23 protein-coding genes are annotated in these 24,871 nt (G+C 67.2%); 8 read left to right on the top strand and 15 right to left on the bottom strand.

The window, feature by feature from the left end; translation table 11 throughout:
• Positions 1-19: 19 nt before the first annotated feature.
• Positions 20-1,636 (top strand): phosphoglucomutase (alpha-D-glucose-1,6-bisphosphate-dependent), encoded by a 1,617-nt coding sequence (gene pgm, locus CTB96_RS07820; protein WP_110126372.1) that lies wholly within the window; start codon positions 20-22, stop codon positions 1,634-1,636.
• A 91-nt stretch (positions 1,637-1,727) separates the two neighbouring features.
• Here pgm and CTB96_RS07815 read toward each other — a convergent pair whose 3' ends face one another.
• From CTB96_RS07815 to CTB96_RS07805, 3 genes are all read right to left on the bottom strand, one after another.
• Entirely contained in the window at positions 1,728-2,420 is a 693-nt protein-coding gene (locus CTB96_RS07815; RefSeq protein WP_110126371.1) for an amidase domain-containing protein, read from the bottom strand.
• Positions 2,421-2,519: 99 nt separating this feature from the next.
• The gene (locus tag CTB96_RS20470) at positions 2,520-3,677 is read right to left on the bottom strand and encodes an amidase domain-containing protein (RefSeq protein ID WP_181397188.1); all 1,158 of its coding nucleotides are present in this window, start codon (positions 3,675-3,677) and stop codon (positions 2,520-2,522) included.
• A 101-nt stretch (positions 3,678-3,778) separates the two neighbouring features.
• Positions 3,779-4,639, bottom strand: coding sequence for a M15 family metallopeptidase (locus tag CTB96_RS07805; protein WP_248283275.1), 861 nt, complete (start codon positions 4,637-4,639; stop codon positions 3,779-3,781).
• Positions 4,640-4,728: 89 nt separating this feature from the next.
• On the opposite strand from CTB96_RS07805, the gene CTB96_RS07800 reads away from it, so the two are divergent.
• A complete protein-coding gene (locus CTB96_RS07800) occupies positions 4,729-5,424 on the top strand; it encodes an NAD(P)H-binding protein (RefSeq protein WP_110126369.1) in 696 nt (231 codons plus the stop codon).
• 181 nt (positions 5,425-5,605) lie between these two features.
• Entirely contained in the window at positions 5,606-7,039 is a 1,434-nt protein-coding gene (locus tag CTB96_RS07795) for an HNH endonuclease signature motif containing protein (RefSeq protein WP_110126368.1), read from the top strand.
• Between the two features lie 153 nt (positions 7,040-7,192).
• On the opposite strand, the gene CTB96_RS07790 is transcribed toward CTB96_RS07795, so the two are convergent.
• The 3 genes from CTB96_RS07790 to CTB96_RS07780 form a co-directional block, all read right to left on the bottom strand.
• Entirely contained in the window at positions 7,193-8,104 is a 912-nt protein-coding gene (locus CTB96_RS07790; protein ID WP_110126367.1) for a carbohydrate ABC transporter permease, read from the bottom strand.
• Complete coding sequence (locus CTB96_RS07785; protein ID WP_110126366.1) at positions 8,101-9,153, bottom strand: carbohydrate ABC transporter permease; 1,053 nt, start codon at positions 9,151-9,153, stop codon at positions 8,101-8,103. The genes CTB96_RS07790 and CTB96_RS07785 overlap by 4 nt, the downstream gene beginning before the upstream one ends.
• A 78-nt stretch (positions 9,154-9,231) precedes the next feature.
• A complete protein-coding gene (locus CTB96_RS07780) occupies positions 9,232-10,563 on the bottom strand; it encodes an ABC transporter substrate-binding protein (RefSeq protein ID WP_110126365.1) in 1,332 nt (443 codons plus the stop codon).
• A 230-nt stretch (positions 10,564-10,793) separates the two neighbouring features.
• Here CTB96_RS07780 and CTB96_RS07775 point away from each other — a divergent pair, with 230 nt between their 5' ends.
• Entirely contained in the window at positions 10,794-11,822 is a 1,029-nt protein-coding gene (locus CTB96_RS07775) for a LacI family DNA-binding transcriptional regulator (RefSeq protein ID WP_110126364.1), read from the top strand.
• A 17-nt stretch (positions 11,823-11,839) separates the two neighbouring features.
• Here the strand turns inward: CTB96_RS07775 and CTB96_RS07770 are convergent, their stop codons facing one another.
• Both CTB96_RS07770 and CTB96_RS07765 read right to left on the bottom strand, forming a co-directional pair.
• Complete coding sequence (locus CTB96_RS07770) at positions 11,840-12,766, bottom strand: LLM class F420-dependent oxidoreductase (protein WP_110126363.1); 927 nt, start codon at positions 12,764-12,766, stop codon at positions 11,840-11,842.
• Positions 12,763-13,668 (bottom strand): DNA-methyltransferase, encoded by a 906-nt coding sequence (locus tag CTB96_RS07765; RefSeq protein WP_110126362.1) that lies wholly within the window; start codon positions 13,666-13,668, stop codon positions 12,763-12,765. The genes CTB96_RS07770 and CTB96_RS07765 overlap by 4 nt, the downstream gene beginning before the upstream one ends.
• A 34-nt stretch (positions 13,669-13,702) precedes the next feature.
• Here CTB96_RS07765 and CTB96_RS07760 point away from each other — a divergent pair, with 34 nt between their 5' ends.
• Entirely contained in the window at positions 13,703-14,023 is a 321-nt protein-coding gene (locus CTB96_RS07760; protein ID WP_248283273.1) for a GNAT family N-acetyltransferase, read from the top strand.
• On the opposite strand, the gene lplAB is transcribed toward CTB96_RS07760, so the two are convergent.
• Positions 14,020-15,069: a lipoate-protein ligase LplAB gene (gene lplAB / locus CTB96_RS07755; protein WP_110126361.1), complete on the bottom strand. Its 1,050-nt coding sequence runs from the start codon at positions 15,067-15,069 to the stop codon at positions 14,020-14,022. The genes CTB96_RS07760 and lplAB overlap by 4 nt on opposite strands.
• 9 nt (positions 15,070-15,078) lie before the next feature.
• Positions 15,079-15,972, bottom strand: coding sequence for an alpha/beta fold hydrolase (locus CTB96_RS07750; RefSeq protein ID WP_110126360.1), 894 nt, complete (start codon positions 15,970-15,972; stop codon positions 15,079-15,081).
• Between the two features lie 204 nt (positions 15,973-16,176).
• On the opposite strand from CTB96_RS07750, the gene CTB96_RS07745 reads away from it, so the two are divergent.
• A complete protein-coding gene (locus CTB96_RS07745) occupies positions 16,177-16,707 on the top strand; it encodes a MarR family winged helix-turn-helix transcriptional regulator (RefSeq protein ID WP_110126359.1) in 531 nt (176 codons plus the stop codon).
• 5 nt (positions 16,708-16,712) lie between these two features.
• Positions 16,713-18,098, top strand: coding sequence for an MFS transporter (locus CTB96_RS07740; RefSeq protein WP_110126358.1), 1,386 nt, complete (start codon positions 16,713-16,715; stop codon positions 18,096-18,098).
• Here the strand turns inward: CTB96_RS07740 and CTB96_RS07735 are convergent.
• The 5 genes from CTB96_RS07735 to CTB96_RS07715 all read right to left on the bottom strand — a co-directional run bounded on the left by CTB96_RS07735 (position 18,095) and on the right by CTB96_RS07715 (position 23,695).
• The gene (locus CTB96_RS07735) at positions 18,095-19,189 is read right to left on the bottom strand and encodes an ABC transporter permease (protein ID WP_110126357.1); all 1,095 of its coding nucleotides are present in this window, start codon (positions 19,187-19,189) and stop codon (positions 18,095-18,097) included. The two genes, CTB96_RS07740 and CTB96_RS07735, sit on opposite strands and share 4 nt — an antisense overlap.
• A complete protein-coding gene (locus tag CTB96_RS07730; RefSeq protein ID WP_110126356.1) occupies positions 19,186-20,202 on the bottom strand; it encodes an ABC transporter permease in 1,017 nt (338 codons plus the stop codon). The genes CTB96_RS07735 and CTB96_RS07730 overlap by 4 nt, the downstream gene beginning before the upstream one ends.
• On the bottom strand, positions 20,199-21,740 hold the full coding sequence (locus tag CTB96_RS07725; protein ID WP_110126355.1) for a sugar ABC transporter ATP-binding protein: 1,542 nt from the start codon (positions 21,738-21,740) through the stop codon (positions 20,199-20,201). Before CTB96_RS07725 ends, CTB96_RS07730 begins: the two co-directional genes overlap by 4 nt.
• Positions 21,741-21,804: 64 nt before the next feature.
• A complete protein-coding gene (locus CTB96_RS07720) occupies positions 21,805-22,842 on the bottom strand; it encodes an autoinducer 2 ABC transporter substrate-binding protein (protein WP_219993235.1) in 1,038 nt (345 codons plus the stop codon).
• 49 nt (positions 22,843-22,891) lie between these two features.
• Positions 22,892-23,695 (bottom strand): DeoR/GlpR family DNA-binding transcription regulator, encoded by an 804-nt coding sequence (locus tag CTB96_RS07715; protein WP_146215766.1) that lies wholly within the window; start codon positions 23,693-23,695, stop codon positions 22,892-22,894.
• A gap of 202 nt (positions 23,696-23,897) precedes the next feature.
• Here CTB96_RS07715 and CTB96_RS07710 point away from each other — a divergent pair, with 202 nt between their 5' ends.
• The gene (locus CTB96_RS07710) at positions 23,898-24,767 is read left to right on the top strand and encodes a sugar phosphate isomerase/epimerase family protein (RefSeq protein WP_110126353.1); all 870 of its coding nucleotides are present in this window, start codon (positions 23,898-23,900) and stop codon (positions 24,765-24,767) included.
• Positions 24,768-24,871 lie beyond the last annotated feature (104 nt).

Genomic DNA, 24,871 nt, shown 5'->3' with positions numbered 1-24,871 from the left:
GAGTGCAAGACTGGGCACTATGAACGCACGCGCAGGCACCCCGGCCCAGAAATCCGATCTGATCGACGTTGAGGCTCTCATCAGGGCGTATTACGACCTGAAACCGGATGTGACGGTGGCGGCCGAGCGGGTCGTCTTCGGCACCTCGGGGCACCGCGGCAGCTCCCTGAACACGGCATTCAACGAGAACCACATTCTCGCCACCACCCAGGCAATCGTGGAGTACCGCACTGGCCAGGGCATCACCGGCCCCCTGTTCATCGGCGCGGACACGCACGCCCTCAGTGGCCCCGCCACCACCACCGCCCTCGAGGTGCTCGTCGGCAACGGCGTGCGGGTGCTGGTCGACGAGTTCGACGACTACGTGCCCACGCCGGCGCTCTCGCACGCGATCCTCGCCTACAACCGGGCCGGCCACGACGACCAGGCCGACGGCATCGTCGTCACCCCCAGCCACAACCCGCCCATGGACGGCGGCTTCAAATACAACCCGCCGCACGGCGGACCGGCCGACAGCGACGCCACCTCGTGGATCGCCAACCGCGCCAACGAGATCATCGCCGACGAGATGCGGGCCGTGAAGGCGGCCGAGCCCAGCGCTGTCGAGACCTACGACTTCCGCGGCCACTACGTCGACGACCTCGAGAACATCATCGATATGAAGGCCATCAAGGCCAGCGGCATCCGCATCGGTGCTGACCCGCTGGGCGGCGCGAGCGTGGGCTATTGGGGCGCCATCCGCGACCGGTACGAGCTCGACCTCACCGTGGTGAACCCGCACGTCGACCCGACCTGGGCGTTCATGACGCTCGACTGGGACGAGAAGATCCGGATGGACCCGTCCAGCCCCTCCGCCATGGCCTCCGTTCTGGCGCACAAGGACGATTACGACATCCTCACCGGTAACGACGCTGACGCCGACCGGCACGGCATCGTCACCCCGGATGCCGGGTTGATGAACCCGAACCACTACCTGGCCGTGGCCATCGACTACCTTTACAGCCACCGCGACGGCTGGCGGGGGGATGCCGCGATCGGCAAGACCCTCGTCTCCTCCACCATGATCGACCGCGTCGCCGGGTTCCTCGGCCGCGAGCTGTGGGAGGTGCCGGTGGGCTTCAAGTGGTTCGTTCCCGGCCTCATCGACGGATCCGTGGCCTTCGGCGGCGAGGAGAGCGCCGGAGCCAGTTTCGTGCGCTTCGACGGCACCGTCTGGACCACCGACAAGGACGGCATCCTGCTCGCTTTGCTCGCCGCGGAGATCGTGGCCGTCACCGGCAAGTCCCCGAGCGTGCGCTACGCCGAGCTGGCCGAGCACTTCGGTGCCCCCTCCTATGAGCGCATCGATGCCGCGGCAACGCCCGCGCAGAAGTCCGCTCTGGGCAAGCTCGACGGTGCGGCCATCACGGCCACTGAGCTGGCGGGTGACAAGATCATCGCCGCACTCAGCCACGCGCCGGGTAACGGTGCCGCGATCGGCGGCGTCAAGGTGATCACCGAATACGCCTGGTTCGCGGCCCGACCCAGCGGCACCGAAGACGTGTACAAGATCTACGCCGAGTCGTTCAAGGGCCCGGAGCACCTCAAGCAGGTGCAGATCGAGGCGAAGGCCATCGTCGACGCCGCCATCAGCTAGCGCCCAGCCGCGAGTTGCGCGAAAATGCCCCGTCACAATCCGTGACGGGGCATCTTGGCGCAAGTGGGCGCACCGGTTCCTAAGGTGGGGACTAGGGGATGCTCCAGTAGTACGCGGTGCCGCCCGGGTGCTTTTCGGTGATCGCGAAGTCCACCGAGAGGTAGTCGGAGTCGTCGGTGTGCCCGGCGTAGTAGATCACGATGTCGTCGCCGCTGCCCTCGATGCGGGACACGATGGCGGTGTGGTCGCGGTCGCCGGAGTTGTCCCAGTCGAACTGCACCACATCGCCGAGCTTCACCTGGTCGCGCTGGTCGTCAGTGAGGGCAGTAGCGCGGCCGGAGTCGGCGAGGTAGTTCATGAATGCGGTCGAGCTCACCCAGGGCGACGAGAAGTCGAAGTCAGAGCCGGTGCCACTGGTGTACCAGTCCTCATCCATGGCCCAGCCGCGGGCCACCAGGGACTGACTGGTGAAGTTCACGCAGTCGTTGCCGTCGACAACGCCGTATTCGTCGGTGTTGTAGTCGCTCCAGTAGGTGAGCGCGTAGTCCAGTTGGGCCTGCACATTGGCGTCCATTTCGACCGGCGCGGCCGTCGCGGTGGGCGTCTCGCGGGTGTCGGCCTCCGGCGCTGCCGTGGTGGCAACGGATGCCGCGGCATCCGTCGACGCGGTCTGCCCCGAGGTGCCCCGATCGTTGGTTGAGGTTGCCAGAGCCACCCCGCCGACGACGATGCCACCGAGTACCAGGGCGACGACGCCGATTCGTGCAGGTCGAGCTACAGCCACAACGATTACCTCTGTTCGGGGGGACGAATCCTCCAGCAAATCACACCTTTTGGTGAAGAGTCTGGGACCGGGCTATGAGCGGCCGATGAAAAACCCGGGCTAGACGATGCTCCAGTAGCTCACGCTTCCGCCGCCGGCAGCGAGGGATGCGTCCACCGAGCGGTAGTCGGTGTTGGCCGTGTGTCCCGCGTAGTAGATCTCCACGCCGGTGGCGGTGCGCTCGACCCTTGTCACGATGCCGGTGTGGTCCCTGTCGCCGGAGTCATCCCAGTCGAACTGCACGACGTCGCCGACCTTCACCTGGTCGCGTTGGTCATCGCTGAGCGCGGTGGCACGCTCCGGGTGGGCGCTGAGGTACGCGGCGAAGGCCGTGGAACTGGCCCAGGCCGCGCTGTACTGTCCGGCGCTGAACGACCATTCTGCGTCCATCGTCCAGCCGCGGGCGAGCAGTGACTGGCTGGTGAAGTTCACACAGTCGTTACCGGAGATAGCGCCGTACACCGCTGAGTTGTAGTTGTTCCAGTGCGCGAGGGCATAGTCGATCTGCGCGGTGATCGCGGGATCCGGCACGTAGGTGAAGGTGAGCACGGCAGGAGCGGGAGTGGCCGCCGGCGCGGCCGTAGCCGTGACGGCGGCACTGCTCGTCGCCTCGATGGCCTCGGTGAGGGCGGCCGTGGCAGCGGCACTCGAGGTCCCATCGGCGCTCCCGGCTGCGTCGGCACCGCCGACCACCTGCACGGGCGCTCCGGTGTCGGCGAAGAGGTTCACGGTGACGGCGCCGGTGCTGAGGTCGGTCGCTGCGGGAGTCTCCAGAGTGACGGTGTCACTGGTGGCCGCGACCACGGTCGCCGGGTTGTCGCCGAAGCTCGCGCTGGTGACACCTTCGAGGTCGGTGCCCGTGACCGTGACGACGGTACCGCCGGTGACGGGGCCGGCGGGCGAACCATCCGATGCCACAACGGCGCTGCGCACGATGGGCTCGGCAGTCTCTGTCGCGGCCGGCATCGAAATCGTGGCGGACGGCGTCGGGGTCGGCGTGACGACAGTCTGCGACGCCGGGGCCGCGCTCGCGGGGCCGGCTTCGGCGCTGAACGCGCCGCTGTCGATGACGAGGCCGGCGATGATGGCCACCACGGTCGTGCCGACAGTGAGGCTCGCTACGACAACGAGGTGGCGCTTGCGCTGGGCCCTCTTCTGCTGGCGTTTAAGGTGTCGTCGGGTGGACTTGCGGGATTCGGGAGGGGAAGCGGGGCGCACAAAATCGTTTCTCGTCAGCGGGGGTGGGGACCCGCAAGGAAAACATCCCTACTTGGCAGAACACTGTGCGGAGCCTGCACAACCCATGCATGAGCATGGAATCAGTTGTAGGACGGGGCCGCCGGAAGGCCGAAGAATTCCTCGAGAGTGGTCACGCCGGTGTTGTGCATTTCGGTGGCCAGATCGATGCCGATGTACCGGTAGTGCCAGGGCTCGAACTCGTATCCGGTCACGGCCACTTTGTCAGCCGGGTACCGCAACAGAAAGCCGAATCGCCAGGCATTGGCGGCCAGCCACTGGCCGTGCGGGGTATCGGCGAAACAGGCGTTCAGGGAGCACTGCCCGGGCTGGGCGCTGATGTCGATGGTCAGGCCGGTCTGATGCTCGCTCGTGCCGGGGCGGGCGGTACTGAGGTCGGCGCCGGCCTGCCCGAGAGAGGCGATGTCCCGGTTGTAGACCGTCGTCTGCGTGTCGAAGCTGCGGTAGGCGCTCTGGGACTGCAGTGCCAAGCCGGTATCGGCGGTGAAGGCAGCGAAGAGAGCGACAACGGCATCTGACGCCTCTACCCGCATCTGGGGAGGGTTGGCGAACGGAACCGGAACGTCGACCAGATCGCCCGGGGCGTAGTCGACGGGATTGAATGGCCGCAGCTTGTCGACGACGACCCAGATGCTGTCCGGGTCATCGATCGAATGTGCAGCTCGATTGAACGTTGGTGCAGGAGCGGGTTCGGGCGAGGTCGACGGTGATGGCCGCGGCGGCTCGGTCGGCTCGGCAGGCTCGGCATCGGGAGTGGTCGTGGCGGTGGCGGCTGCCGTCGGCGCCGTGGCCGCTCGACCGGTGATTCCGCCCAGGATCACCGCTCCGGCTCCGGCGATCACGAGAACTACAGCCGTCGCTACGACAAGCGTGCGACGACGGCGCACGCGCGGTGACGCCCCCCGGCGCGTTGGTTCAGACACGCTGCCGAGCCTAGTCTGCAACGGGCGTGTCGCACCGCAGGCGGTGCGTGCCGGGGAATTCCCTCGTTGGCGCGCCTGTTGTATCGAGTATGAGAATTGTTATAGCTGGCGGACACGGCAAAATTGCTCGGGCACTCACGCGGGAAATGTCGGGTGACGGTCACACCGTCATCGGGCTGATCCGCAAGGAGGAGCAGAGCGCCGACCTGCTGTTGGATGGCGCCCAGCCGGTGGTTCTCGACCTGGAGAACAGCACCGTTGACGCCATTGCTGCGGTGCTCGCCGGTGCCGACGCCGCGGTCTTCGCGGCCGGTGCGGGCGCGGGCAGCGGAGACGCCCGAAAGGGCTCGGTCGACCTGGGCGCCTCGGTGCTCCTGGCGGATGCGGCGGAAGCCGCGGGCGTGACGCGGTTCGTACAGATCTCCTCAACCGGCGCCGACCTCGTGCGCGACGGTGCGAAGCCCGACGGGGTACCTGAGGACTTCCTGGTGTACCTGCAGGCCAAGCTCGGCGCCGAGGAAGACCTGGTGCGCCGCGACCTGGATTGGACCATCGTGCGCCCCGGCACGCTCACCGACGACGCCCCCACCGGCCTGGTACGCCTGGAACTCACCGGCCCGGATGCCGAGGGAGCGGTTAGGCCCGAGCCTCGGGGCAGCATCCCGCGCGCAGACGTTGCCGCGGTGATTGCGGAAATTCTGCGCACCGGCGCCGGATCGCGCACGGTGCTGCACTTGGTGACGGGACCGGTCACGGTGCAGGAGGCTGTGCGCGTTTTCGCCTGATGGCGGCCTTTGGCTGATAGCCACGATTTCGACGGCGCCCCTGCGCAACAGGGGCGCCGTTCTTGCTTTCGGCCCTGGGCCTGTCGCCCCGCGGCTCCTGCACAGGCGGCCTGTTTGTGGCCTTCTCCACCGCTGATTTACTGGGATCGGCAGTGTCAGTGGGTGGTGGTTCTATAGAGCCATGGCCACCTCAAACGCCACACCCGAAGACGCCCCAGTCGAGCCCGACACGGCTCGACCCGAGGGCATCGATGCCACCTCCGCGGCGATCGCCGCGATCATCGATCCGCTGATCGAGAACGCCCGGCAGATGTCGGCGATCCATGCCGAACGAGCCCGGCTTCTCGCCGAACTGCACCGGCTCGGCGAGCACCCCCGGATCATCGCCGGACTGCGCGGAGACCCGGTCGAAACCGGGGCGAACGATCCCGACACCCACGCACACGGCCCGGCCTGGGACGACGTCGAGCTGGCCGAGCGCACCCTCGCGACCGAGGTCGCCGGGGCGCTCCGGCTGCACTCCACGACGGCGCGGATGATGATCTTCAACGCCGCCCACCTGGTCGAGAAACTGCCCGGGTTTCAGAAGGCGTTGGCGCAGGGCCGGATCAGCTGGGCGCACGTGCTCAGGATGCAGGACGTCACCACCGGCGCCCCCGACGAAGTACTGCCCGCTCTCGAAGCGGCTGTACTGGGTAAAGCGGAGAAGCTCACCGCGACGCAGTTCGGCAGGGTTGCCGCCCGAGAACTGGACCGATTGCATCCGGTGTCGTTGCAGGAGCGCGCCGACGTCGGCGTAACCCTGCGGCGGGTGGTGCTGCAGCCCGACGTGGACGGCATGGCTTGGTTGAATGCGTACCTCAAGGCCGATGAAGCCCAGGCCGGGTATGACCGGTTGACCCGGATCGCGAAGAGCCTCAACGACGCCGACACCAACGATGGTGCCGACGGCGCCGATCCCGGCTGCGAGGTGGTGCTGCGCACGATGGATCAACGCCGCGCAGACGCCTTCCGGGACCTACTGCTGGACGGTGAATGCGCCGGCGGCCTGGGCCGGGGCATCCGCGGCACCGTGCACGTCACCGTTCCCGTGCTCACCCTGATGGGGAAGAGCTTCGAACCCGGGATGCTCGAAGGGTACGGGCCGATCGATCCGGAAACCGCCCGTCGACTGGCCGGCACCGCGCCCAGTTGGGACCGGATCCTCACCCACCCGGAAACCGGGTGCATGCTCTCCGTCGGCCGCGACTCGTACACACCCCCGGCAGATATGAAGCGGTACACCGAGATCCGCGATCAAACCTGTCAGGGCATCGGCTGCAATCGCACAGCCACCCACAGTGAAATCGACCACACCGTGCCGTGGAACAAGGGCGGACCGACCGCCGTCGGGAACCTGGTGCACCTGTGCAAGGCCTGTCACCGGTTGAAACACCAATCCAGCTTCCGCACCCGGCAAACCCCGACCGGGGCGCTCACCTGGACCAGCCCGGGCGGCAAGACCTACACTCGCGAACCCGCCAACCCGATCGGCCAGCCGACACCGTCAGCGCCGGCGCCGGCGGCACCCTCACTGCCCCGATCGTTGGGCAGAGCAGAACCGCCACCGTTCTAGCTCTCCGGTCAGGGCTCTGATGCGCTGCTGCAGCTGACGCATACGCACTGCCTGACGCACTGCTTCGCTTAAAGGAACGACGCCGCGTGGCCGACGGAGTTCCCCCGAACGGCCGGCCACGCGGCGTCGTAGTGCTGATGCACTCTGCTCGAATCAGCCCTTCACGGCCCCCGCCATGATGCCTGAGATGAGCTGCTTGCCCGCGAAGACAAAGAGGATCAGCAGTGGAAGGGTCGCGAGCACCGCGCCGGCGAGCACGACCGAGTAGTCGATATAGCGCGCCGACTGCAACTGGCTGAGCGCGACCTGGAGAGTCGGGTTCTGCGGCGACACGATCATCGGCCAGAGGAAGTCGGTCCAGGCCATCATGAAGGTAAAGAGCGACAGAATCGCCATCGCGGGGCGAGCGGCCGGCACGGCCACGTTCCAGAAGGTCGTGATCATGTTGGCACCGTCGACCCGGGCGGCCTCGATCAGTTCGTCCGGAATCACGTCGACGAGGTACTGCCGCATGAAGAAGACTCCGAAGGCCGTGACGAGCGTCGGGATGATGATCGCGCCGATCGACCCGGTCCAGCCGAACTGGCGCATCAGGATGAACAGCGGGATGATGCCCAGCTGGGTGGGGATGGCCATCGTCGCAACCACGAACACCATCAGCCCGTTGCTGCCGCGGAACTTGAGCTTCGCGAACGCGTAGCCGGCGAGGGTAGAGAACGACACCACAGACACGGTGATGATTGTCGACACGAGCACGCTGTTGAGCAGGGCCTGCCAGAACGGGATGGTGTCGAAGACAACGGCGACGTTGTCCCAGAACTGCCCTCCCGGCAACAGGGGCGGCCATTCCTGCGACAACACCGAAGAAGGGCTCGCTCCCACAACGACCGACCACCAGAGCGGGTAGGTGCCGCCGGCGAACAGGGCGATCAGGATGCCGTAGGTGAGGAAGCCGGGTCGGCGGTCGATGCCGAGGCCCTTGTGCTTGGTCTTCTTGGGCAGTTTGGGAGCCACCGGTTCTGGCGTGCTCGACGCGCTCTCGGCGCGGGTGATGGTGTCGGTCATGCTCGGGGCTCCTTCGCGCCGTTTCGGAGCGTGCGGCTCAGCTGACGTTTCGCTCTCTTGGACTCAGATCGGGAATCCGTCGTCGCGATCCGCTGCGAGATCAGGAAGTTGAGTAGGCCGAAGGCCACGATGATGATGAAGAGGATGAACGCCACCGCTGATGCCTTGCCGAAGTTCTGCCTCTGGAACGCCATCTCCCACAGGTAGAGCACAGTGGTTTGGAATTGCCGGTGGGCTCCACCTGCCGTGGAGCTCGTGGCGTCGTAGAGGCGCGGCTCGGTGAAGATCTGCAGCCCGCCGATGGTGGCGGTGATGATCACGAAGATCATGGTGGGGCGGATACTCGGCAGAGTGATCGAGAAGAAGCGGCGTACGAAGCCGGCCCCGTCCAGAGCGGCTGATTCGTGGATATCCCGCGGCACCGACTGCATGGCGGCGAGCAGGATGAGGGCGTTGTAGCCGGTCCATCGCCAGTTCACCATGCCGGCGATGGCCAGGTGGCTGGGCAGGACGTCGGTCTTCCACCCGATCGGGTCCACGCCGACGAAACTGAGCAGGTGATTCACCAGGCCGCTCTGTTCGCTGAACATGCTGGAGAAGATCAGGGCGACGGCAACCGGCGTCACGACGTAGGGAATGAGAACGCTCATGCGCCAGAAGGTCTTGGCGCGCAGGTTCTGGTCGAGGATGGCGGCGATGGCCGTGGCGACGACCAGCTGCGGGATGCTCGAGAGCAGGAAGATGCTCATGGTGTTGAACAGCGAGTTCCAGAACAGCGGGTCGGCGAGCTCTGCGCTGTAGTTGTCGAAGCCGACCCACTCCCCCGGTCCGCTGAGCAGGTTCCAGTTGTTGAGGGACACCACGAAGGTGTAAACCAGCGGAAACAGTCCGACGAGCCCGAACAGCACGAAGAACGGCGAGATGTACAGGTAGGGCGACAGCTTCACATCCATGCGACTGAGCCGGTGCTTGTAGGTGAGGGCGCTAGCGCGACCGGGACGCTTGACCGGCGCAGGGGCGCTGGTGTCTGGTTCGAGTGTTCGTGTCATGTGACTTTCTGCCTTCAAGTCGGGCTCCCCGACGCCTGGATTCGGCGTCGGGGAGCCCGGTCGAGCGGATTCTTGCTACTACTTGTTGGTGATGAGCTGGTCGAACAGGGTCATGGCGTCGTCCCAGGCCTTGTCGCCTGCAACGCCCTGGTCAAGCGAGATCGCGGAGGGGCCGAAGACCTGCTCCTGGATCGTGGAGTCATCGGGGCCCTTGAACTGGGCCTTCACACCATCGGCACGCTTGGTCAGGATGTCGGCGATCGGGGCGTCGTTGAAGAACGCCGAGACTCCGGTCGCCTCAGCGAGGGCGGGATCCGTCTGCGCTGCGGTGACGGACGGGAACGGGCCCTGAGCCTTGAACTCGGCGACCTGCTGGTCAGCGTCGGTCAGCCATGCGGCCAGGTCAGCAGCTTCCTGCGGGTGCTTGGACTGCGTCGGAACGGTCAGGAACGATCCGCCCCAGTTGGTCGCTCCGCCGGGGAAGACGTCGGCGAAGTCCCAGCCGGCCGTCGCGCCGGTGGCGTCGCCGCCGGCGGTCTCAACCTGGCCCTGGACGACTCCGAGCATCCAGCCCGGGCACATGAAGGTCGCGAAGGTTCCGTCGGTGAACGACGCACCCTTGTTCCAGTCCCACTGGGTCTGGGCAGCAGAGAGGCCGGCAGCGTTAGCGGCCGCAAGCTTCGTCCAGGCAGCCTTCAGGTCCGCGTTGTCGGTGACGTTCAGGTCGCCGTCCGCGGTGTAGTAGCCCTCGTCCATCTGGTTGACCATGGAGTTCCAGATGAAGCCGGACTGGTCGAACCAGGCCTTACCGGTGGCCTTCTGGTACTGCTCGCCGAGTGCGAAGTAGCTGTCCCACGTGGCGTCAGCGCCACCGAGCAGCGCGGCGACCTCGGTGCGGTCGGTCGGCAGGCCTGCGGCCGCGAACGCTGCACTGTTGTAGCAGAGGCCTTCCGGGCCGATGTCGGTGCCGTACGCGATGATGCGGCCGTCCTTGTCGGTGCCCTGGGCAAGCTTCCACGGAACCCAGCGGTCCTTGATCTTGTCTGCGCCGTAGTCGGAAAGGTCGACGAACTGATCGGAGACCTCCTGGATCGATCCGAGCCAGCCTTCCTCAACGGCCGTGACGTCGGACAGTCCGCTTCCGGCGGCGATCTTGGTGAAGGCATCCGTGCGGGCGTTTCCACCCGTGTCGATGTTGTTGGCCTTGATCGTGATGCCGGGGTTTTCCTTCTCGTACTGTGCGTACAGGTCGGACATGCCCATGCTGCCGAACGTGGTGATGGTCAACTCGATGTTGTCACCGTCTGAGGAACCGCCGGTGCCGGCCGAAGAACAACCGGTGGCGAGAAGGGCGAAGGATGCGACGCAGGCAACTGCGGCCCCAACCTTGGTGCGTTGTGAGAACTTCACTATCACTCCTTTGTGTGCGTGTGCTTGTGCGATTGCAAGACATACGTGCGGGAATGAGAGCGCTCTCATCGCCGGGCGTGAGAGCGCTCTCATCAATCACCGCCACCATAGGGCACTCACGCCCGGTGTGTCAACACGGGGTCGGTAGAACCGCGCATTCACCGGCGAGTCGGCGGCGCGTCGGCCCGGGCGGTGGCGTGCGGTCGCGTGCGCCCAAATAGAATGACGCCATGCCCATGGGAACTCGGTCGACGCGCCCGCCCCAGCCGACCCTGGAGATGGTGGCCGCGGACGCAGGTGTGTCCAGGGCCACCGTCAGCCGCGTCGTGAACGGGTCGCCGAAGGTTCGGCCCGAGGTCGTCGAGTCGGTCAACGCCGCTATCGACCGCCTCAACTACGTGCCCAACCGCGCGGCGCGGTCCCTCGCCAGCCACCAGACCCAGTCCGTGGCCCTGGTCGTACCCGAAGACATGACCAAATTCTTCGGCGACCCCTACTTCGCCGCAGTCGTGCAGGGAATCACCAACCGACTCGACGAGAGCGACTACACCCTCAACCTGCTGGTGGCCTCGAGCGACCCCCGGCACAAGACCATGCGCTACCTGCGCTCGGGCAACGTCGACGGCGCCCTGGTGATCTCGCACCACACCGGTGACGACTTCGTCGCCAACCTCGAGTCCACCATGCCCGTCGTCTTCGGTGGCCGGCCCACGAACCACTCCGGCGAGAACAACTACTTCGTCGACGTCGACAACATCGCCGGCGCGATCAGCGGCGTGCAGCACCTGATCGACCTCGGCCGCCGCCGCATCGGCACCATCACCGGCCCCGTCGACATGCCCGCCGGTATCGACCGCCTGACCGGGTTCCACCAGGCCCTCAGCCAGGCGGGTCTCGAGGTCGCGGCCATCGAGCACGGTGACTTCACGGCCGCCGGAGCCGCCGCCGCAACCCGGCGCCTGCTGGCGAACACTCCCGACATCGACGCACTCTTCGTCGCCAGCGACCTGATGGCCGTGGGCACCATGGGCGTGCTCGCCGAGCAGGGCCGCATGGTTCCGGGCGACATCGCCGTGGTGTCCTTCGATGACAGCCCCGCCGCCACCTCCGGCCCGATCTCACTCACCACAGTGAGCCAACCGTCGAAGGAGATGGGCTTCACGATGGCGGACCTGCTGCTCCGACTGCTCGCCGACGACGAGTCGGTGCCGCACCACAACATCATGCCCACCCGCCTGATACTGCGCGACTCGGCCTGATCCACCCGGCCGGGCGATCAGCCGAGTTGCGGCACGACCTCGCGGGCGATGAAGTCCAGGTGGTCGAGGTCGGCCAGGTCCATGATCTGCAAGTAGACGCACTCCACGCCGTCGTCGGCCAGCGCACCGAGCCGGTCGACCACCTCGCTGGCGGTTCCGGCCAGGCCGTGCTCACGAAGCTCGGCGGGTTCACGGCCAACGGCGGCAGCGCGACGGCTGAACTCGGCCTCATCCGCGCCGGCCACGGCGATGAGCGCGGTCGAGTAGACCAGTTCCTGCGGGTCGCGGCCGACAGCCTCGCAGGCCGCGCGCACGCCGGCGAACTTGCCGGCGATGTCGGCGAACTCGGGGAACGGCAGGTTGAACTCGGTCGCGAAGCGCGCGGCCATGGCCGGGGTGCGCTTGGCGCCGCCTCCGCCCACGATCACCGGAACCCGCGCCTGGGTGGGCTTGGGCAGGGCGGGCGAATCGACCAGGGTGTAGTGCTCGCCGCTGAAGCTGTAGGTCTGTCCGACCGGGGTCTCCCACAGGCCGGTGATCACCTCGAGCTGCTCCTCGAGCATGCCGAACCGCTTGGCCGGGAACGGGATGCCGTAGGCCAGGTGTTCCTGCTCGAACCAGCCGGTGCCGAGGCCCAGCTCGACCCGTCCGCCCGACATCTGGTCGACCTGGGCCACCTGGATCGCGAGGACTCCCGGCGGCCGGTAGGTGACCGACGACACCAGGGTGCCCAGACGGATGCGTTCGGTCTCGCGGGCGAGACCGGCAAGGGTGGTCCAGGCATCCGTGGGGCCGGGCAGGCCGGTGACATGGTCGCCCATCGCCAGGTAGTGGTCGGAGCGGAAGAAGGCGTCGAACCCGAGCGTCTCCGTGGCCTGGGCCACCGCGAGGAGGTCGTCGTAGCTGGCGCCCTGCTGGGGCTCGGTGAAGATGCGGAGTCTCATGCTCCCAGTCTTGTCTGCCGATCCGCGTCGACGAAATCCACGTCGGGAAGCTCGCCCAGCCGGTCGTGCATCACGGCAAGCGACTCGGGGTTCTGGTCGATCAGCAGGAACTTGCGACCGAGCGCGGCTGCAACAGCGCCGGTGGTGCCGCTGCCGGCGAAGAAGTCCAGCACCCAGTCGCCCTCGCGGCTGGAAGCCTGGAGCATGCGGCGCAGGATGCCGACGGGCTTCTGGGTGGGGTAACCGGTCTTCTCCTTGCCCGTGGGCGAGACGATGGTGTGCCACCAGACATCCGTGGGCAGTTTGCCCTTCGCCACCTTCTCCGGCGTGACCAGGCCGGGTGCCATGTAGGGTTCCCGGTCGACGGTGCTGGAGTCGAAGTAGTAGCCCTTGGGGTTCTTCACGTAGACGAGGATCGTGTCGTGCTTGGTGGGCCAGCGGTTCTTCGACTTGGCGCCGTAGTCGTAGGCCCAGATCAGTTCGTTGAGAAAGCAGTCCCGGCCGAAGAGGGCGTCGAGCAGCACCTTGGCGTAATGCGCCTCACGGTAGTCGAGGTGCAGGTAGAGGGTGCCGTCGTCGGCGAGCAGGCGCCAGGCTTCGATCAGCCTTGGTTCGAGGAACGCCCAGTAGTCCTCGAACTGGTCGTCATAGCCGAGCAAGTCACCCTTGATGCGCTCGTAGCGCTGACCCTTGAATCCGGTGATGGTACCGGTGGCGTGCCCGCCGCTGGCCTGGATGGTCCGCACCGATGTGGTGGCCTGGCGTTTCTGGCTGCGGCCGGTGTTGAACGGCGGGTCGAGGTAGATCAGGGTGAAGGCGCCGTCGGGCAGCGTGGGCAGCACATCCAGGTTGTCGGCCTGGATGACTCTGCTGGGAGAGGACTGAGTCCACGCGTTTGGCATTCCCTCATTCTGTCAGTCGGCTTACGCTGTTCCGATGACAAGTGAAGAGATGATGAGCGCCGAGACGACCGCGCACGTCGAGCACGAACCGGACCTCTCGCGTTACACGCTCTGGCAGGACGGTGAGCCCGTCGGCCTGGCCGACTACCGGGTGGTGGGTCAGGAGATGCAGTTCACCCACACCGAGGTGAACCCCGCCAAGCGCGATCACGGGCTGGCGAGCATCCTGGTGGAACAGGCTCTCGACGACGTGCGCACGCGCACGAACCTCACTGTCGTGGCGGCGTGCCCCTTCGTCGCCGAGTGGATCAACACCCACGCCGAGTACCAGGACCTGCTCAGCCGAGGTCGTTAGGGAACGCGGCCGATCCATTCATCGGTGCTGAACTTGCTCTCCACCAGATCGGCCGCCTTGGCATACTCCGCGTCGGTAATATCTCCGGGAGTGGCCCCGTACAGGCTGGTGAAGGTCTGCTTCATCCGGTCGATGATCTCGGCGCGGCTGAGCCCCGTCTGACTGCGGAGCGGATCGACCCGCTTGGCGGCGCTGGTGATGCCCTTGTCGCTGAGCTTCTCCCGACCGATGCGCAGCACCTGCACCATCTTCTCGCCGTCCATGTCGTAGCTCATGGTGACGTGGTGGAGTACGGCGCCGCTGCCGAGCCGCTTCTGGGCGGCGCCGCCGATCTTGCCGGTGGGGCTCGTGATGTCGTTGAGGGGCTGGTAGTGCGCGTCGATGCCGAGCGACTTGAGCGCGGTGATGACCCATTCGTCGAGGAAGGCGTAGGAATCGGCGAAGGTCATGCCCTGCACGAGGTCGGTGGGCGCGTAGATCGAGTAGGTGATGACCGAGCCCGCCTCCATGAACATGGCGCCGCCGCCGGAGACCCGGCGCACCACGGTGAAGCCGTACTTGTCGGCGTTGACCTGGTCGACCTCGTTCTTGAGCGACTGGAAACTGCCGATGACGACGGCAGGTTCGTTCCACTCCCAGATGCGCAGGGTGGGGCTGCGGCGGCCCTCGCCCACCTCGACGGCGAGCACCTCGTCGAGCGCCATCTGCATCACGGGCGGAACGGCCTTGGTGTGGATCAGCTTCCACTCGTAGTCTTTCCAGCCGCTCGCGTGGGCCAACGAACGGCGGATGGCCACGGCCACGGATTCCGGTGAGAAGCCGAGCAACGTCGCCTGGGGCGGCAGGCTCGCACGCACCGCGGCGGCGATGGTCGCGGCATCGCTGTCGGCCGGCAGACCGTTCACCGCAGCATTGATGTCCTCGAGGGCATCGTCGGGTTCGAGGAAGAAATCACCGGCCAGACGAAATTCCGTGATCAGACCGTCGACTACCTCGAGATCGACGACGACAAGCTTGCCACCAGGAACCTTGTATTCACCATGCATGGGCCCAGCCTAATCGTCGGCTGGGTCGTCCTGAGCGGTGGCGGGAAGGTGTGCGTCGAGCCAGCCCACCAGGTCGGCAAGCACCTCGTCGCGGTTGGTCTCATTGAAGACCTCGTGCCGGGCACCCGGGTAGACGATCATGCGCACGTCGGTCAGGCCCGACCGGCGGCGATACGCATCCACCAGCTTGAGCGCACTGCGCTCCCCACCCACCGGGTCGTCGCCGCCGACCTGGATCAGAACGGGTAATCCGGCGGGCAGGCCGCGCGCGGGCCGGCCCAGGATGCGAACGGCATCGCGCAGGCCGAACAGCTTCGCCAGCGGCACCCCGGTGGTGAGCGGATCGGCCACGAAAGCCGCCGCGACCGCCGGGTCACGGCTCAGCCACTCCGCACCCGTCTCGCCGAGGTGTTTGTGTCGGCGGTTGAGGTCACCGCTCTCGAGGTAACCCGGCCAGCGGTAGGCGGTGCCGGTGAGCACCACGGCCTGATAGTCGGCGGGATGCTGGTCGAGGATCATCTGGGCCATGAACGACCCCCAGCTGTGGCCGAGCAGCACCAGCGGCAGGTCGGCATGCGCCGGCCCCGTCTGCGTGGACTGCGCCTGGCGGATCACCTGCGTGAACGTGTGCACGGCCGCCACCGTTGCGCGCAGCCCACCGGGGCCGAGCCGGCCGAGCTGGCCGGCGTCGCCGCCATGCTGCCGCATGCCGGTCTGGCCGTGGCCGCGATGATCGTCGGCGTAGACGGTGTAGCCGGCCGCGTTGAGCGCCCTGGCCACCTCCCGGTAACGCAGGGCATGCTCCCCCACTCCGTGCACGATCTGCACAATCGCGCGGGGATGGTCGACCGGCCAGGCGTAGTACTCGATGGCAACGCCGTATTCGTCAATGAAGGTGGGCACGGCCTCATTCTGCCGCTAAACCCACGCTCGCGTCCCACCCCCCTTCCGCCGCCAATCCACCCACTGACGCAACTGTTGCCCGTTCGGACTTCTGCGGCCGGTGCGCCGGACGCAGAAGTCCGCTTCGGTAACAGTTAGGGCGATGCGGGCGCGATTCGGGTTGGGGGAATGATTAGCAAAGCTAATTTGTTATGCTAAGTAATCATGACTCTTCTTCCTCCTACTGCGCCCGGCGCCACGTCGACCGGCACTGCCGTTCAGGGCACTGCCGTTCCGACCACGGCCGCCCACCCGGCTTCCGCGCACGCCAAGCGCCGCACGGTGGCCGAATTGAGCCACGACTTTCGCCTCGCCAACGGGCGCCTCGCCCGCCGGGTGCGCCAGGAACAGGCCGACAACGAACTCACCAGCGGCCAGTTCTCGGCGCTCGGCGCCGTCTTCCGTCTCGGACCGATGACCCTCAGTGCGCTGAGCGAGGAGGAGCGGGTCACCCCGCCCTCGATGAACCGCACGGTCAACGCCCTCGTCGAGGCCGGCCTGCTCGACCGGGCCGGCTCCGCGGAGGACGGCCGCAAGATCGTGCTCACCGTCACCGACACCGGGCTCTCGCTCGTGCGCGAGACCCGCCGCCGCCGCGACGACTGGATCGCCAAGCGCATCCTCAAACTCACCCCCGAACAGCGCCACGTGCTGGCCGCCGCCACCGACATCATGAAGGAGCTCGCCAACAGTTGAGTGCAATGTTCCGCTCCCTGAGCGTTTTGAATTACCGGATCTGGTTCGCCGGCGCCATGGTGTCCAATGTCGGCACCTGGATGCAGCGCACGGCCCAGGACTGGATCGTGCTGACCCAGCTCACCGACTACAACGCCACCGCGGTCGGCATCGTGATGGCCCTGCAGTTCGGGCCGCAGCTGGTGCTGATGCCGTGGTCCGGTCTCATCGCCGACCGGTTCGACCGCCGCAAGCTGTTGATGCTCACCCAGACCCTGATGGGCGCGCTCGCCCTGGGCCTCGGCCTCATCACCGTCACCGGCGTCGTCGAGCTCTGGCACGTCTACCTCTTCGCGCTCGGCCTCGGCATCGTTGCCGCGATCGACGCTCCCGCCCGGCAGACCTTCGTCTCCGAGCTCGTGCCGGACGACAGCCTCTCCAACGCCGTCGCCCTCAACTCCGCTTCGTTCAACGGCGCCCGCCTGATCGGCCCGGCCGTGGCCGGTGTGCTCACGGTCGCCGTCGGCGCCGGCTGGGTCTTCCTGATCAACGCCGTGACCTTCGCCTTCACCGTCTTCGCCATGACCCTGCTGCGCACCCGGCAATTGCGCAAGCAACCCCGGGCTCCGCGCGAACGCGGGCAACTGATGGCCGGTTTCCGGTACGTCTGGAAACGCCCGGACATCGTCGCGGTGCTGATCACGGTGTTCCTGGTGGGCACCTTCGGCTTCAACTTCGCCATCTTCACCTCCACCATGGCCACCGTGGAGTTCGGCATGGGAGCCAGCGAGTTCGGCTTGCTCAGCTCGATCATGGCCGTCGGCAGCGTAGCCGGCGCCCTGCTCTCGGCCCGGCGCAGCCGGCCCCGCATGCGCCTGGTGGTGGGCGGCGCCTTCTTCTTCGGCCTGACCTGCCTGATCGCCGCGCTGATGCCGACCTACATCACGTTCGCGATCTCCCTGGCGTTCGTCGGGCTCACCTCGCTGACCCTGATGACCACGGCCAATGCCTACGTGCAGACCACCACCGAACCGGCCATGCGCGGCCGGGTGATGGCGCTGTACATGGCGATCTTCGCCGGCGGCACCCCGCTCGGCGCCCCGCTGGTGGGCTGGGTCGCCGACCAGTACGGCCCGCGCTGGTCGATCGGCGTCGCCGCGGCATCCGGCCTGATCGCGGCCGCCGCCGTGATGTTCTGGATGATCAAGTACCAGCGCCTGCGCGTGCGTATCCGGCCGCGCACCGCCCCACGCACGACGCCCCGCCTGCGGGTGCGGCACAGCGGCGACGGGCAGCCGCTGACCACGGCCATCCGCACCGTCACGGCCAGGGCGGACACCGCCCGGCAAGACCGTGACCGGGAGACCGCCACCCGGGAGATCGCCGTGGTCGAGGCGACGGCTCCGCGTTAGATTCCGCCGTACTTGCGGCGGGTGAGACCGTTCAGCAGCGACGCGAAGATCAGCACTACGCCGAGCGCTAGAAGTTGGAACTGGGTGCCGTCGTTGCCGGGCAGGGTGAGCAGGATGCTGGCGTTGATCCAGACGATCAGCAGCGTCGAGAGCACGATGCCGGCGACCCGGCCGATGCCGCCGGTGATGGCGACCCCGCCCAGCACCGCGATGGTGATCGACGGCAGCGCCATGCCGTTGCCGCTGGTGCCTGCGTCGGGCCGGGCCGAGGCGAACTGTGCCACGGTGACCACCGCGACCAACCCCGAGATCACACCGGAGGCAATGTAGACCGCCATGCGGTTGGGCTTCACGTTGATGCCCGACCAGGTGGCCGCCACGTTGTTGGTGCCGAGTGCGTAGAGCCGGCGACCGAAGGTGGTCTTGTTGAGCAGCAGCCAGACGATCACGATGGTGGGAATCAAGAAGGTGAAGATGCCCAGCGGGATCAGGGGCAGCGATCCGCCGATCAGCGGCAGTTCGACCGACTGCGCGGCGGAGTAGAAGTCCTGGATCACCGGCGAGTTCACCGGTTTCTGGTCGCTGACCACCAACGCCAGCGAACGGTAGGCGTAGTAGGTGGCCAGGGTGGCGATCAGCGGCGGGAAGCCGATGTAGGCCACCAGCACCCCGTTGATCGCGCCGCAGACCCCGCCGACCAGGATGGCCAGCACCAGGGCGGCGATCAGGCTCCAGCCCCAGAGGCCGTAGGCGAAACCGAAGACCACACCGGTGAGCGACACCATCGATCCCACCGAGAGGTCGATGCCGCCCCGGCCCGACAGGATCACCATCAGCTGGGCCAGCCCGAGCATGGCCAGCGGCACCGCGCTGATCAGGGCAGAGGCGAGATAGTCGGCGTTGAACGACCCGCTCAGAACGCCGGCGGCGTCCAGGATGCTCATGCCGACGAGCAGCAGCACGATCAGTACGACCAGCAGCACGACCCGTTGGGTGAGCAGGGCCTCGAGCGCGCGGGAGAAGAGCCCACGGCCCTTCTCCGGCGGGGCCGCCGGAGCGGCCGGTGACGGGTGTTCAGTGGTGGCGGTCATGATGCCTTCCTTGCCCGCTGGCGAAGCAGGTCGGTGCCGACGGCGATGATGATGAACACGCCCACGAACAGGTTCGCCAGCTGCGACGGCCAGCCCAGCTGGGTCACCCCGGAGGTGACCGTCTGCACGAGGATCGCGCCGAGCAGCGTGCCGATCACCGAGCCGCGGCCGCCGAGGATGGAGGTGCCGCCGATCACGACGGCGGCGATCACGGCCAGCTCCCGGCCGGAGCCGACCGCCTGGTCGAGGGTGGAGGTACCGGCCGCGATGAAGAAGCAGGCCGCGAGCCCGACCAGGGCGCCGGTGAGCGCGTAGGCGGCGAGGATGCGCGGTTGCACCGCGATGCCCGCGAGCCGGGCGGCCTGGGCGTTGCCGCCGATGGCGAAGAGGTTGCGTCCGCCGGAGGTGTGCCGCAGATACCACCAGGCCACGGCGACGATCACGATGGTGATCAGGAAGCTGTGCGGCACCCCGAAGGTGCGCCCCGCCTCGCCTCGGCCGAAGACGTCGAAGGTTCCCGGAATGCCGTTGACGGTGGAGGAGCCGAACACCCGCAGCGCCAGGAACTGGAAGATGTTCGCGGTGCCGAAGGTGATGATGATGGCGTGCACCCGGCCGTAGGCGATCAGCACCCCGTTGAGCAGGCCGAGCAGCAGGCCGAGGCCGATCGAGAGGGCGATCGCCAGTGGCAGCGCCAGGTCGAAATCCACCAGGCTTTTCGCGGTGACGACGGCGCAGAGCATGATTGCTCCGCCCACCGACACGTCGATGCCGGCCGTGATGATGATGAACGTCATGCCCACCCCGATGAGCGCGATCGGCGCCACCGACACCAGCAGCGGCCGGATCGACCCCGCGCTGAGGAACGCCGGCGTGAAGAGGCCCAGCAGCACCCACAACACCACGATCACCCCGACCAGAACCAGTTCCTGGCCGGTCACCGGTGGGGGCAGGATGCGGCGCGCGGTGGCCCGCACAGCCGGGGCGGATACACCGCGTTCGTCGACACTCATGCTGATTCCTTTGTGGGGTCGGATTCGGCGCCGGAGGCGGCGGCCAGGATTTCGACCTGGGTCGCATCCGGCCGGAACTCTGCGGTGATCTCGCCGTCCCGCACCACGAGGATGCGGTCGGAGATGCGCAGCACCTCACCGAGATCGCTGGTGACCACGAGCACCGCAGTGCCCTCGTCGGCCAGCCGGGAGATGATGCGGTGGATCTCCTCCTTGGCGCCCACGTCGACGCCCTGGGTCGGTTCGACGAGCACCAGCAGGCGCGGGCGCTTCACCAGTTGCCGGGCGAGCACCACCTTCTGGGCGTTACCGCCGGACATCGAGCTGAGCGGCGAGCTCTGGCTGGGAGTCTTGACGGCGAGCCGGTCGATGAACTCCCGGGCGATGTCGCGCTCCCGGCGCCGGGTGACCCAGCCGGGCAGGCGGCTCAGCAGCTTCAGCTCCCCCGCGGTGATGTTGAAGGCGATGCTCTGGAACGAGAACGAACCCTGCGCCGACCGGTTGGCGGGCAGCAGGTGGATGCCCAGGCGTCTCGCCTTCGACGCCGAGTGGATGGACACCGGTTCGCCGGAGAGCAGCATCCGCCCTGAGCTCGCCCGGTCGATGCCGTACACGACGCTGGCGATGTCGCCCGCGCCGGAGCCGACCAGCCCGTACAGGCCCACGATCTCGCCGGAGCGCACGGTGAGGCTCACATTCCGGAAGGTGTCGGCGCCGGAAAGCGCGTCGAGCTCGAGGACGACCTCACCGGCGGTCTCACCCTGCGCGGGCCGGGACTCGCTGACCACCCCGCCGACCATGAGCTCGGCGATCTGCCGCACCGACAACTCGCCGATCGGCTCGGTCGTGATCGTACGGCCGTCGCGCATCACCGTGACGACATCGGCGATGCGGAACAACTCGTCGAGCCGGTGGGAGATATAGATGACGGCAACGCCGGAGGCGGTCAGCCGGCGGATCACGGCGAACAAGACGTCGATCTCGCTGTCGGTGAGGATGGCGCTGGGCTCGTCGAGGATCAGCACGGTGGCCTCCCCGGCGAGCGCCTTCGCGATCGAGACCTGCTGCTGTTCGGCGATCGACAGGCTGCCGACCGGCACCGTCGCGATCCGGTCGGGCAGCCCGACGGTACCCAGCAGCTCGTGCATGTGGTCGGCCTGGGCCGTCCAGTCGATGCGCAGTCCGCGCTTGAGTTCCCGGCCGACGAACACGTTCTCGGCCACGCTCAGTTCGGGGAAGAGCTGGGGCTCCTGGTAGACGGTCTGCACGCCGAGCTTGATCGCGTCGGCGGTGGAGGCGATGGTGCTCGCCACGCCGTCGAAGACGATGCTGCCGGCGTCGGCCCGTTCCGCCCCGGCGATGATCTTGATCAGGGTGGACTTGCCCGCGCCGTTCTCGCCGACGAGGGCGTGCACGGTGCCGGGCCGTACCGCGAAATCGGCGTGCCGGATGGCGCGCACCCCGCCGTAACTCTTCACGATGCCCTGCAACTCAAGCCGCAGGGCGGGCTCGGTCGCGGTGACGTTCTCTGGACTCACGGAGAGACTCCTTGGGTTGTCAGGGTGAAACGGGCCGGGGTGGGATCACCCCGGCCGGGGTCACTCAGTAGTCGAACTCGGCGACGTTGTCCTTGGTGATTTCCAGCGGCGGCCCGAGCAGCAGCACCTGGGTGTCGGCGTCGTATTCCACGGCCGGCAAATCGGCGCTCACGTCATTGGTCGCCTCGAACTCGTTGCCTTCGGCCAGTTGCAGACCGGCCCAGGCGGTGAGGTAGCCCAGGTTCTGCACGTCCCACAGGATGGACGCGGAGGACGAACCGTCTTCGAGGTACGGCGCCATCGACATCGGGGTGCCGAGGCCGACGGTGAAGACCGACCCGGTCTTGCCGGCGTCCTTCACCGCCTGCGCCACACCGGGCGCGGACGAGGTGCACTCGCCGACCAGTCCGGTGAGGTCTGGATTGGCGTTCATCAGGTCGGTCGCCATCGAGGTGGCAGCAGCCTGGTCCTCACCGGCGTAGACGATGTCGACGATCTCGGCGTCCGGGTACTCCGATGCTGTGTACTCCTTCTGCACGTCGATCCAGGCGTTCAGGTTGGCCGCGGTCTCGCCGCAGGACACGATGGCGTACTTGCCCGAGCCGCCCATAGCCGTCATCAGCGAGTCGGTCAGGGCCTCACCGATGCCCTGCACCGATGCCTGGTTGACGAACACCTGACGCACCGAATCGGGGGCGTCGGTGTCACTGGTGGCCACCTGGATGCCCTTGTCCGCGGCTTCCTGCAGCAGCGGCGCCATCGAGTCGGGGTCGTTGGGCGCCACGATCAGCGCGTCGACGTCCTGCTGGATGAACGAGCGCACGATGTCGGCCTGCGCCGCCGCATCCGCCGTGGTGGGGCCCTGGTAGAGCCATTCGATGCCGAGGTCGTCGGCGGCCTGCTGGCCGCCGGAGTTCATGGCCTCGAAGTAGGGGATGCCCTGGAGCTTGGGTACGAAGGCGACCCGGATCGGTTCGTCGGAGCCGGAGGTGGAGCCTCCTCCCCCGCCGGAGTCGTCGTTGCGGCTGGTGCAGCCGGCAATGGTCATGGCGGCGACGAGCGCGATGGCGCCCGCTGCGAGTGCTTTCCTGGCTGGGATCACTGTTCTGTCTCCTTGGTTGGGGTGCTGGCGGGGCGGCTTCGCCCTGCCGTCACGGTGCGGGATGACTGGTGCTGAGGGAGTGGTGCTGGGGTCTCAAGACCGGCACCCCCGCCGCCGCCCACTCGGCGACGAAGTCGTCGTCGGTGCCGTCGTCGGTGAAGAGGCCGGTCAGTTGGCCCGGTTCGGCGAAGGCGTGCAGCCCGAAGGCGCCGATCTTCGACGAGGTGAACAGCCCGTAGACGGCGTTGCACGCGCCGATCAGGCTGCGTTTGGTGGCCGCCTCCTCGCTGGAGAGTTCCAACAGGCCGAGGTGGGTCGACAGGGTGGCGACGCCGAAGAAGCCGGAGATGATGCGGCCCCGGCCGGTGAGCACATTCGAGAATGCACCCACCATCGAGCCGGATGCCCGGCGGAGCACCCCGCCGGGCATCACCACAGTGGCGTTCGAGTGGTCCATGAAGAGCGTGGCCGAGCGCATGCCGTAGGTGACCACCATCAGGTCCCTGCGGTCGAGTAGTTCCTGGGCCAGGTAGTAGGCGGTGGTCGATGAGTCGATGGCGATCACGTCGCCGTCGTGCACGAGTTCGGCCGCCCGGCGGGCGATCTCGCGCTTGGCAGGCGCCTCCTGCCGCAGGCGTTCACTGAACGCGCCCTCGTCACCGACGGCGGTGATCACCGCGCCGCCGCGCACCCGGCGCAACAGGGCCCGCTGCTCGAGAGAGTCGAGATCCTTGCGGATGGTGACGGCCGAGACGCCGAACTGCGCGGCGAGGTCGTTCACCCGAACCCGGCCGCTCGCGGTGAGCTCGTGCAGGATGACTTCTTCGCGAACGAAATCGTTGCGCTCTGGCACTGCTCCTCCGATCGACAACTCTGGCGATGGAAACTGCGGTAACAGCGGGGAACATAACTCGACGCAACGGTGCCGTCAATGACCGAAACCCAAACGCAACCTTCCGGTGCTTTCGAAGGCAAGCGAGCAGGTTGACAGTCGCGGATGCCGCTTCTACAGTCCCCGGTACCCGACCGCCTCATCGAGACAAAGGAGTTCTCCCATGCTGATTGGCTGCCACGGACTGGTCTGGTCCGGCGAATTCGACCGTAAGGGCTTCGACCTCGCGGTGGGCAAGACCATCGACGCCGGCTTCGACCTGCTCGAGATCCCGCTCCTCGAGCCGGCCGCCTTCGACCGGGGCGCTGCCAAGCAGAGCCTGGCCGGCCAGCCACTCAAGGTCAGCGCCTCACTCGGGCAGAGCGCGGACACCGACATCAGCAGCGAAGACCCCGACGTGGTCGCCGCCGGGGAGGCCAAGCTGATGACGGCCCTGGAGATCCTCAGCGAGCTGGAGAGCCAGTACTTCGTCGGGGTGCTCTACAGCCAGCTGGCCAAATACCCGGCACCGGCCACCGAGCGCGGCCGGCTGAACAGCCTCGAGGTGCTCCGGCGGGTGGCGGAGCGCGCACAGACCCTGGGCATCCGACTGGGCCTGGAGGTGGTGAACCGGTACGAGACCAACCTGCTCAACACCGCGGCCCAAGCCCTGACCTACCTGGACGAACTGGGCCACCCGAACGTGGGCGTGCACCTGGACAGCTATCACATGAACATCGAGGAGTCTGATCTGATCGGGCCGGTGCTGGCCTGCGGCGACAGGCTCAGCTACGTGCACATCGGCGAGAGCCACCGCGGCTATCTGGGCAGCGGCACCGTGGACTTCGACGAACTCTTCCGCGGGCTCCGCTTGATCGGCTACGACGGCCCGATCGCGTTCGAGTCGTTCTCGACCGCGGTCGTGCACCCGTCGCTCAGCCGCAGCCTGGCGGTGTGGCGCAACCTCTGGGTGGACTCCGAGGACCTCGGCGCGCACGCGAACGCGTTCATCCGGGGCAAGCTGCGGGCGGTGGAAACCATCGATCTGCAATGACCTGACGCGGCTGATTCCAGCGGGCTTCCGGGAGTAGACTTCGAACACTGAAACGATTCAATCAACGGTGTTGGCTGAATGACCGTGTCGAAGATAAGGAAGTC

Source organism: Cryobacterium arcticum, from assembly GCF_003185895.1.
GTDB lineage: Bacteria > Actinomycetota > Actinomycetes > Actinomycetales > Microbacteriaceae > Cryobacterium > Cryobacterium arcticum.
The sequence above is the reverse complement of the archived record's forward strand: the minus strand, read 5'-3'. Positions and strand labels throughout refer to the sequence as shown.

Bases quoted from the DNA above. Each gene is read 5' to 3' on its own strand.
- pgm (WP_110126372.1), top strand. From the start codon at position 20: ATGAACGCACGCGCAGGCACCCCGGCCCAGAAATCCGATCTGATCGAC.
- CTB96_RS07800 (WP_110126369.1), top strand. From the start codon at position 4,729: ATGAGAATTGTTATAGCTGGCGGACACGGCAAAATTGCTCGGGCACTC.
- CTB96_RS07795 (WP_110126368.1), top strand. From the start codon at position 5,606: ATGGCCACCTCAAACGCCACACCCGAAGACGCCCCAGTCGAGCCCGAC.
- CTB96_RS07790 (WP_110126367.1), bottom strand. From the start codon at position 8,104: ATGACCGACACCATCACCCGCGCCGAGAGCGCGTCGAGCACGCCAGAA.
- CTB96_RS07785 (WP_110126366.1), bottom strand. From the start codon at position 9,153: ATGACACGAACACTCGAACCAGACACCAGCGCCCCTGCGCCGGTCAAG.
- CTB96_RS07775 (WP_110126364.1), top strand. From the start codon at position 10,794: ATGCCCATGGGAACTCGGTCGACGCGCCCGCCCCAGCCGACCCTGGAG.
- CTB96_RS07770 (WP_110126363.1), bottom strand. From the start codon at position 12,766: ATGAGACTCCGCATCTTCACCGAGCCCCAGCAGGGCGCCAGCTACGAC.
- CTB96_RS07765 (WP_110126362.1), bottom strand. From the start codon at position 13,668: ATGCCAAACGCGTGGACTCAGTCCTCTCCCAGCAGAGTCATCCAGGCC.
- CTB96_RS07760 (WP_248283273.1), top strand. From the start codon at position 13,703: ATGACAAGTGAAGAGATGATGAGCGCCGAGACGACCGCGCACGTCGAG.
- lplAB (WP_110126361.1), bottom strand. From the start codon at position 15,069: ATGCATGGTGAATACAAGGTTCCTGGTGGCAAGCTTGTCGTCGTCGAT.
- CTB96_RS07745 (WP_110126359.1), top strand. From the start codon at position 16,177: ATGACTCTTCTTCCTCCTACTGCGCCCGGCGCCACGTCGACCGGCACT.
- CTB96_RS07740 (WP_110126358.1), top strand. From the start codon at position 16,713: ATGTTCCGCTCCCTGAGCGTTTTGAATTACCGGATCTGGTTCGCCGGC.
- CTB96_RS07735 (WP_110126357.1), bottom strand. From the start codon at position 19,189: ATGACCGCCACCACTGAACACCCGTCACCGGCCGCTCCGGCGGCCCCG.
- CTB96_RS07730 (WP_110126356.1), bottom strand. From the start codon at position 20,202: ATGAGTGTCGACGAACGCGGTGTATCCGCCCCGGCTGTGCGGGCCACC.
- CTB96_RS07710 (WP_110126353.1), top strand. From the start codon at position 23,898: ATGCTGATTGGCTGCCACGGACTGGTCTGGTCCGGCGAATTCGACCGT.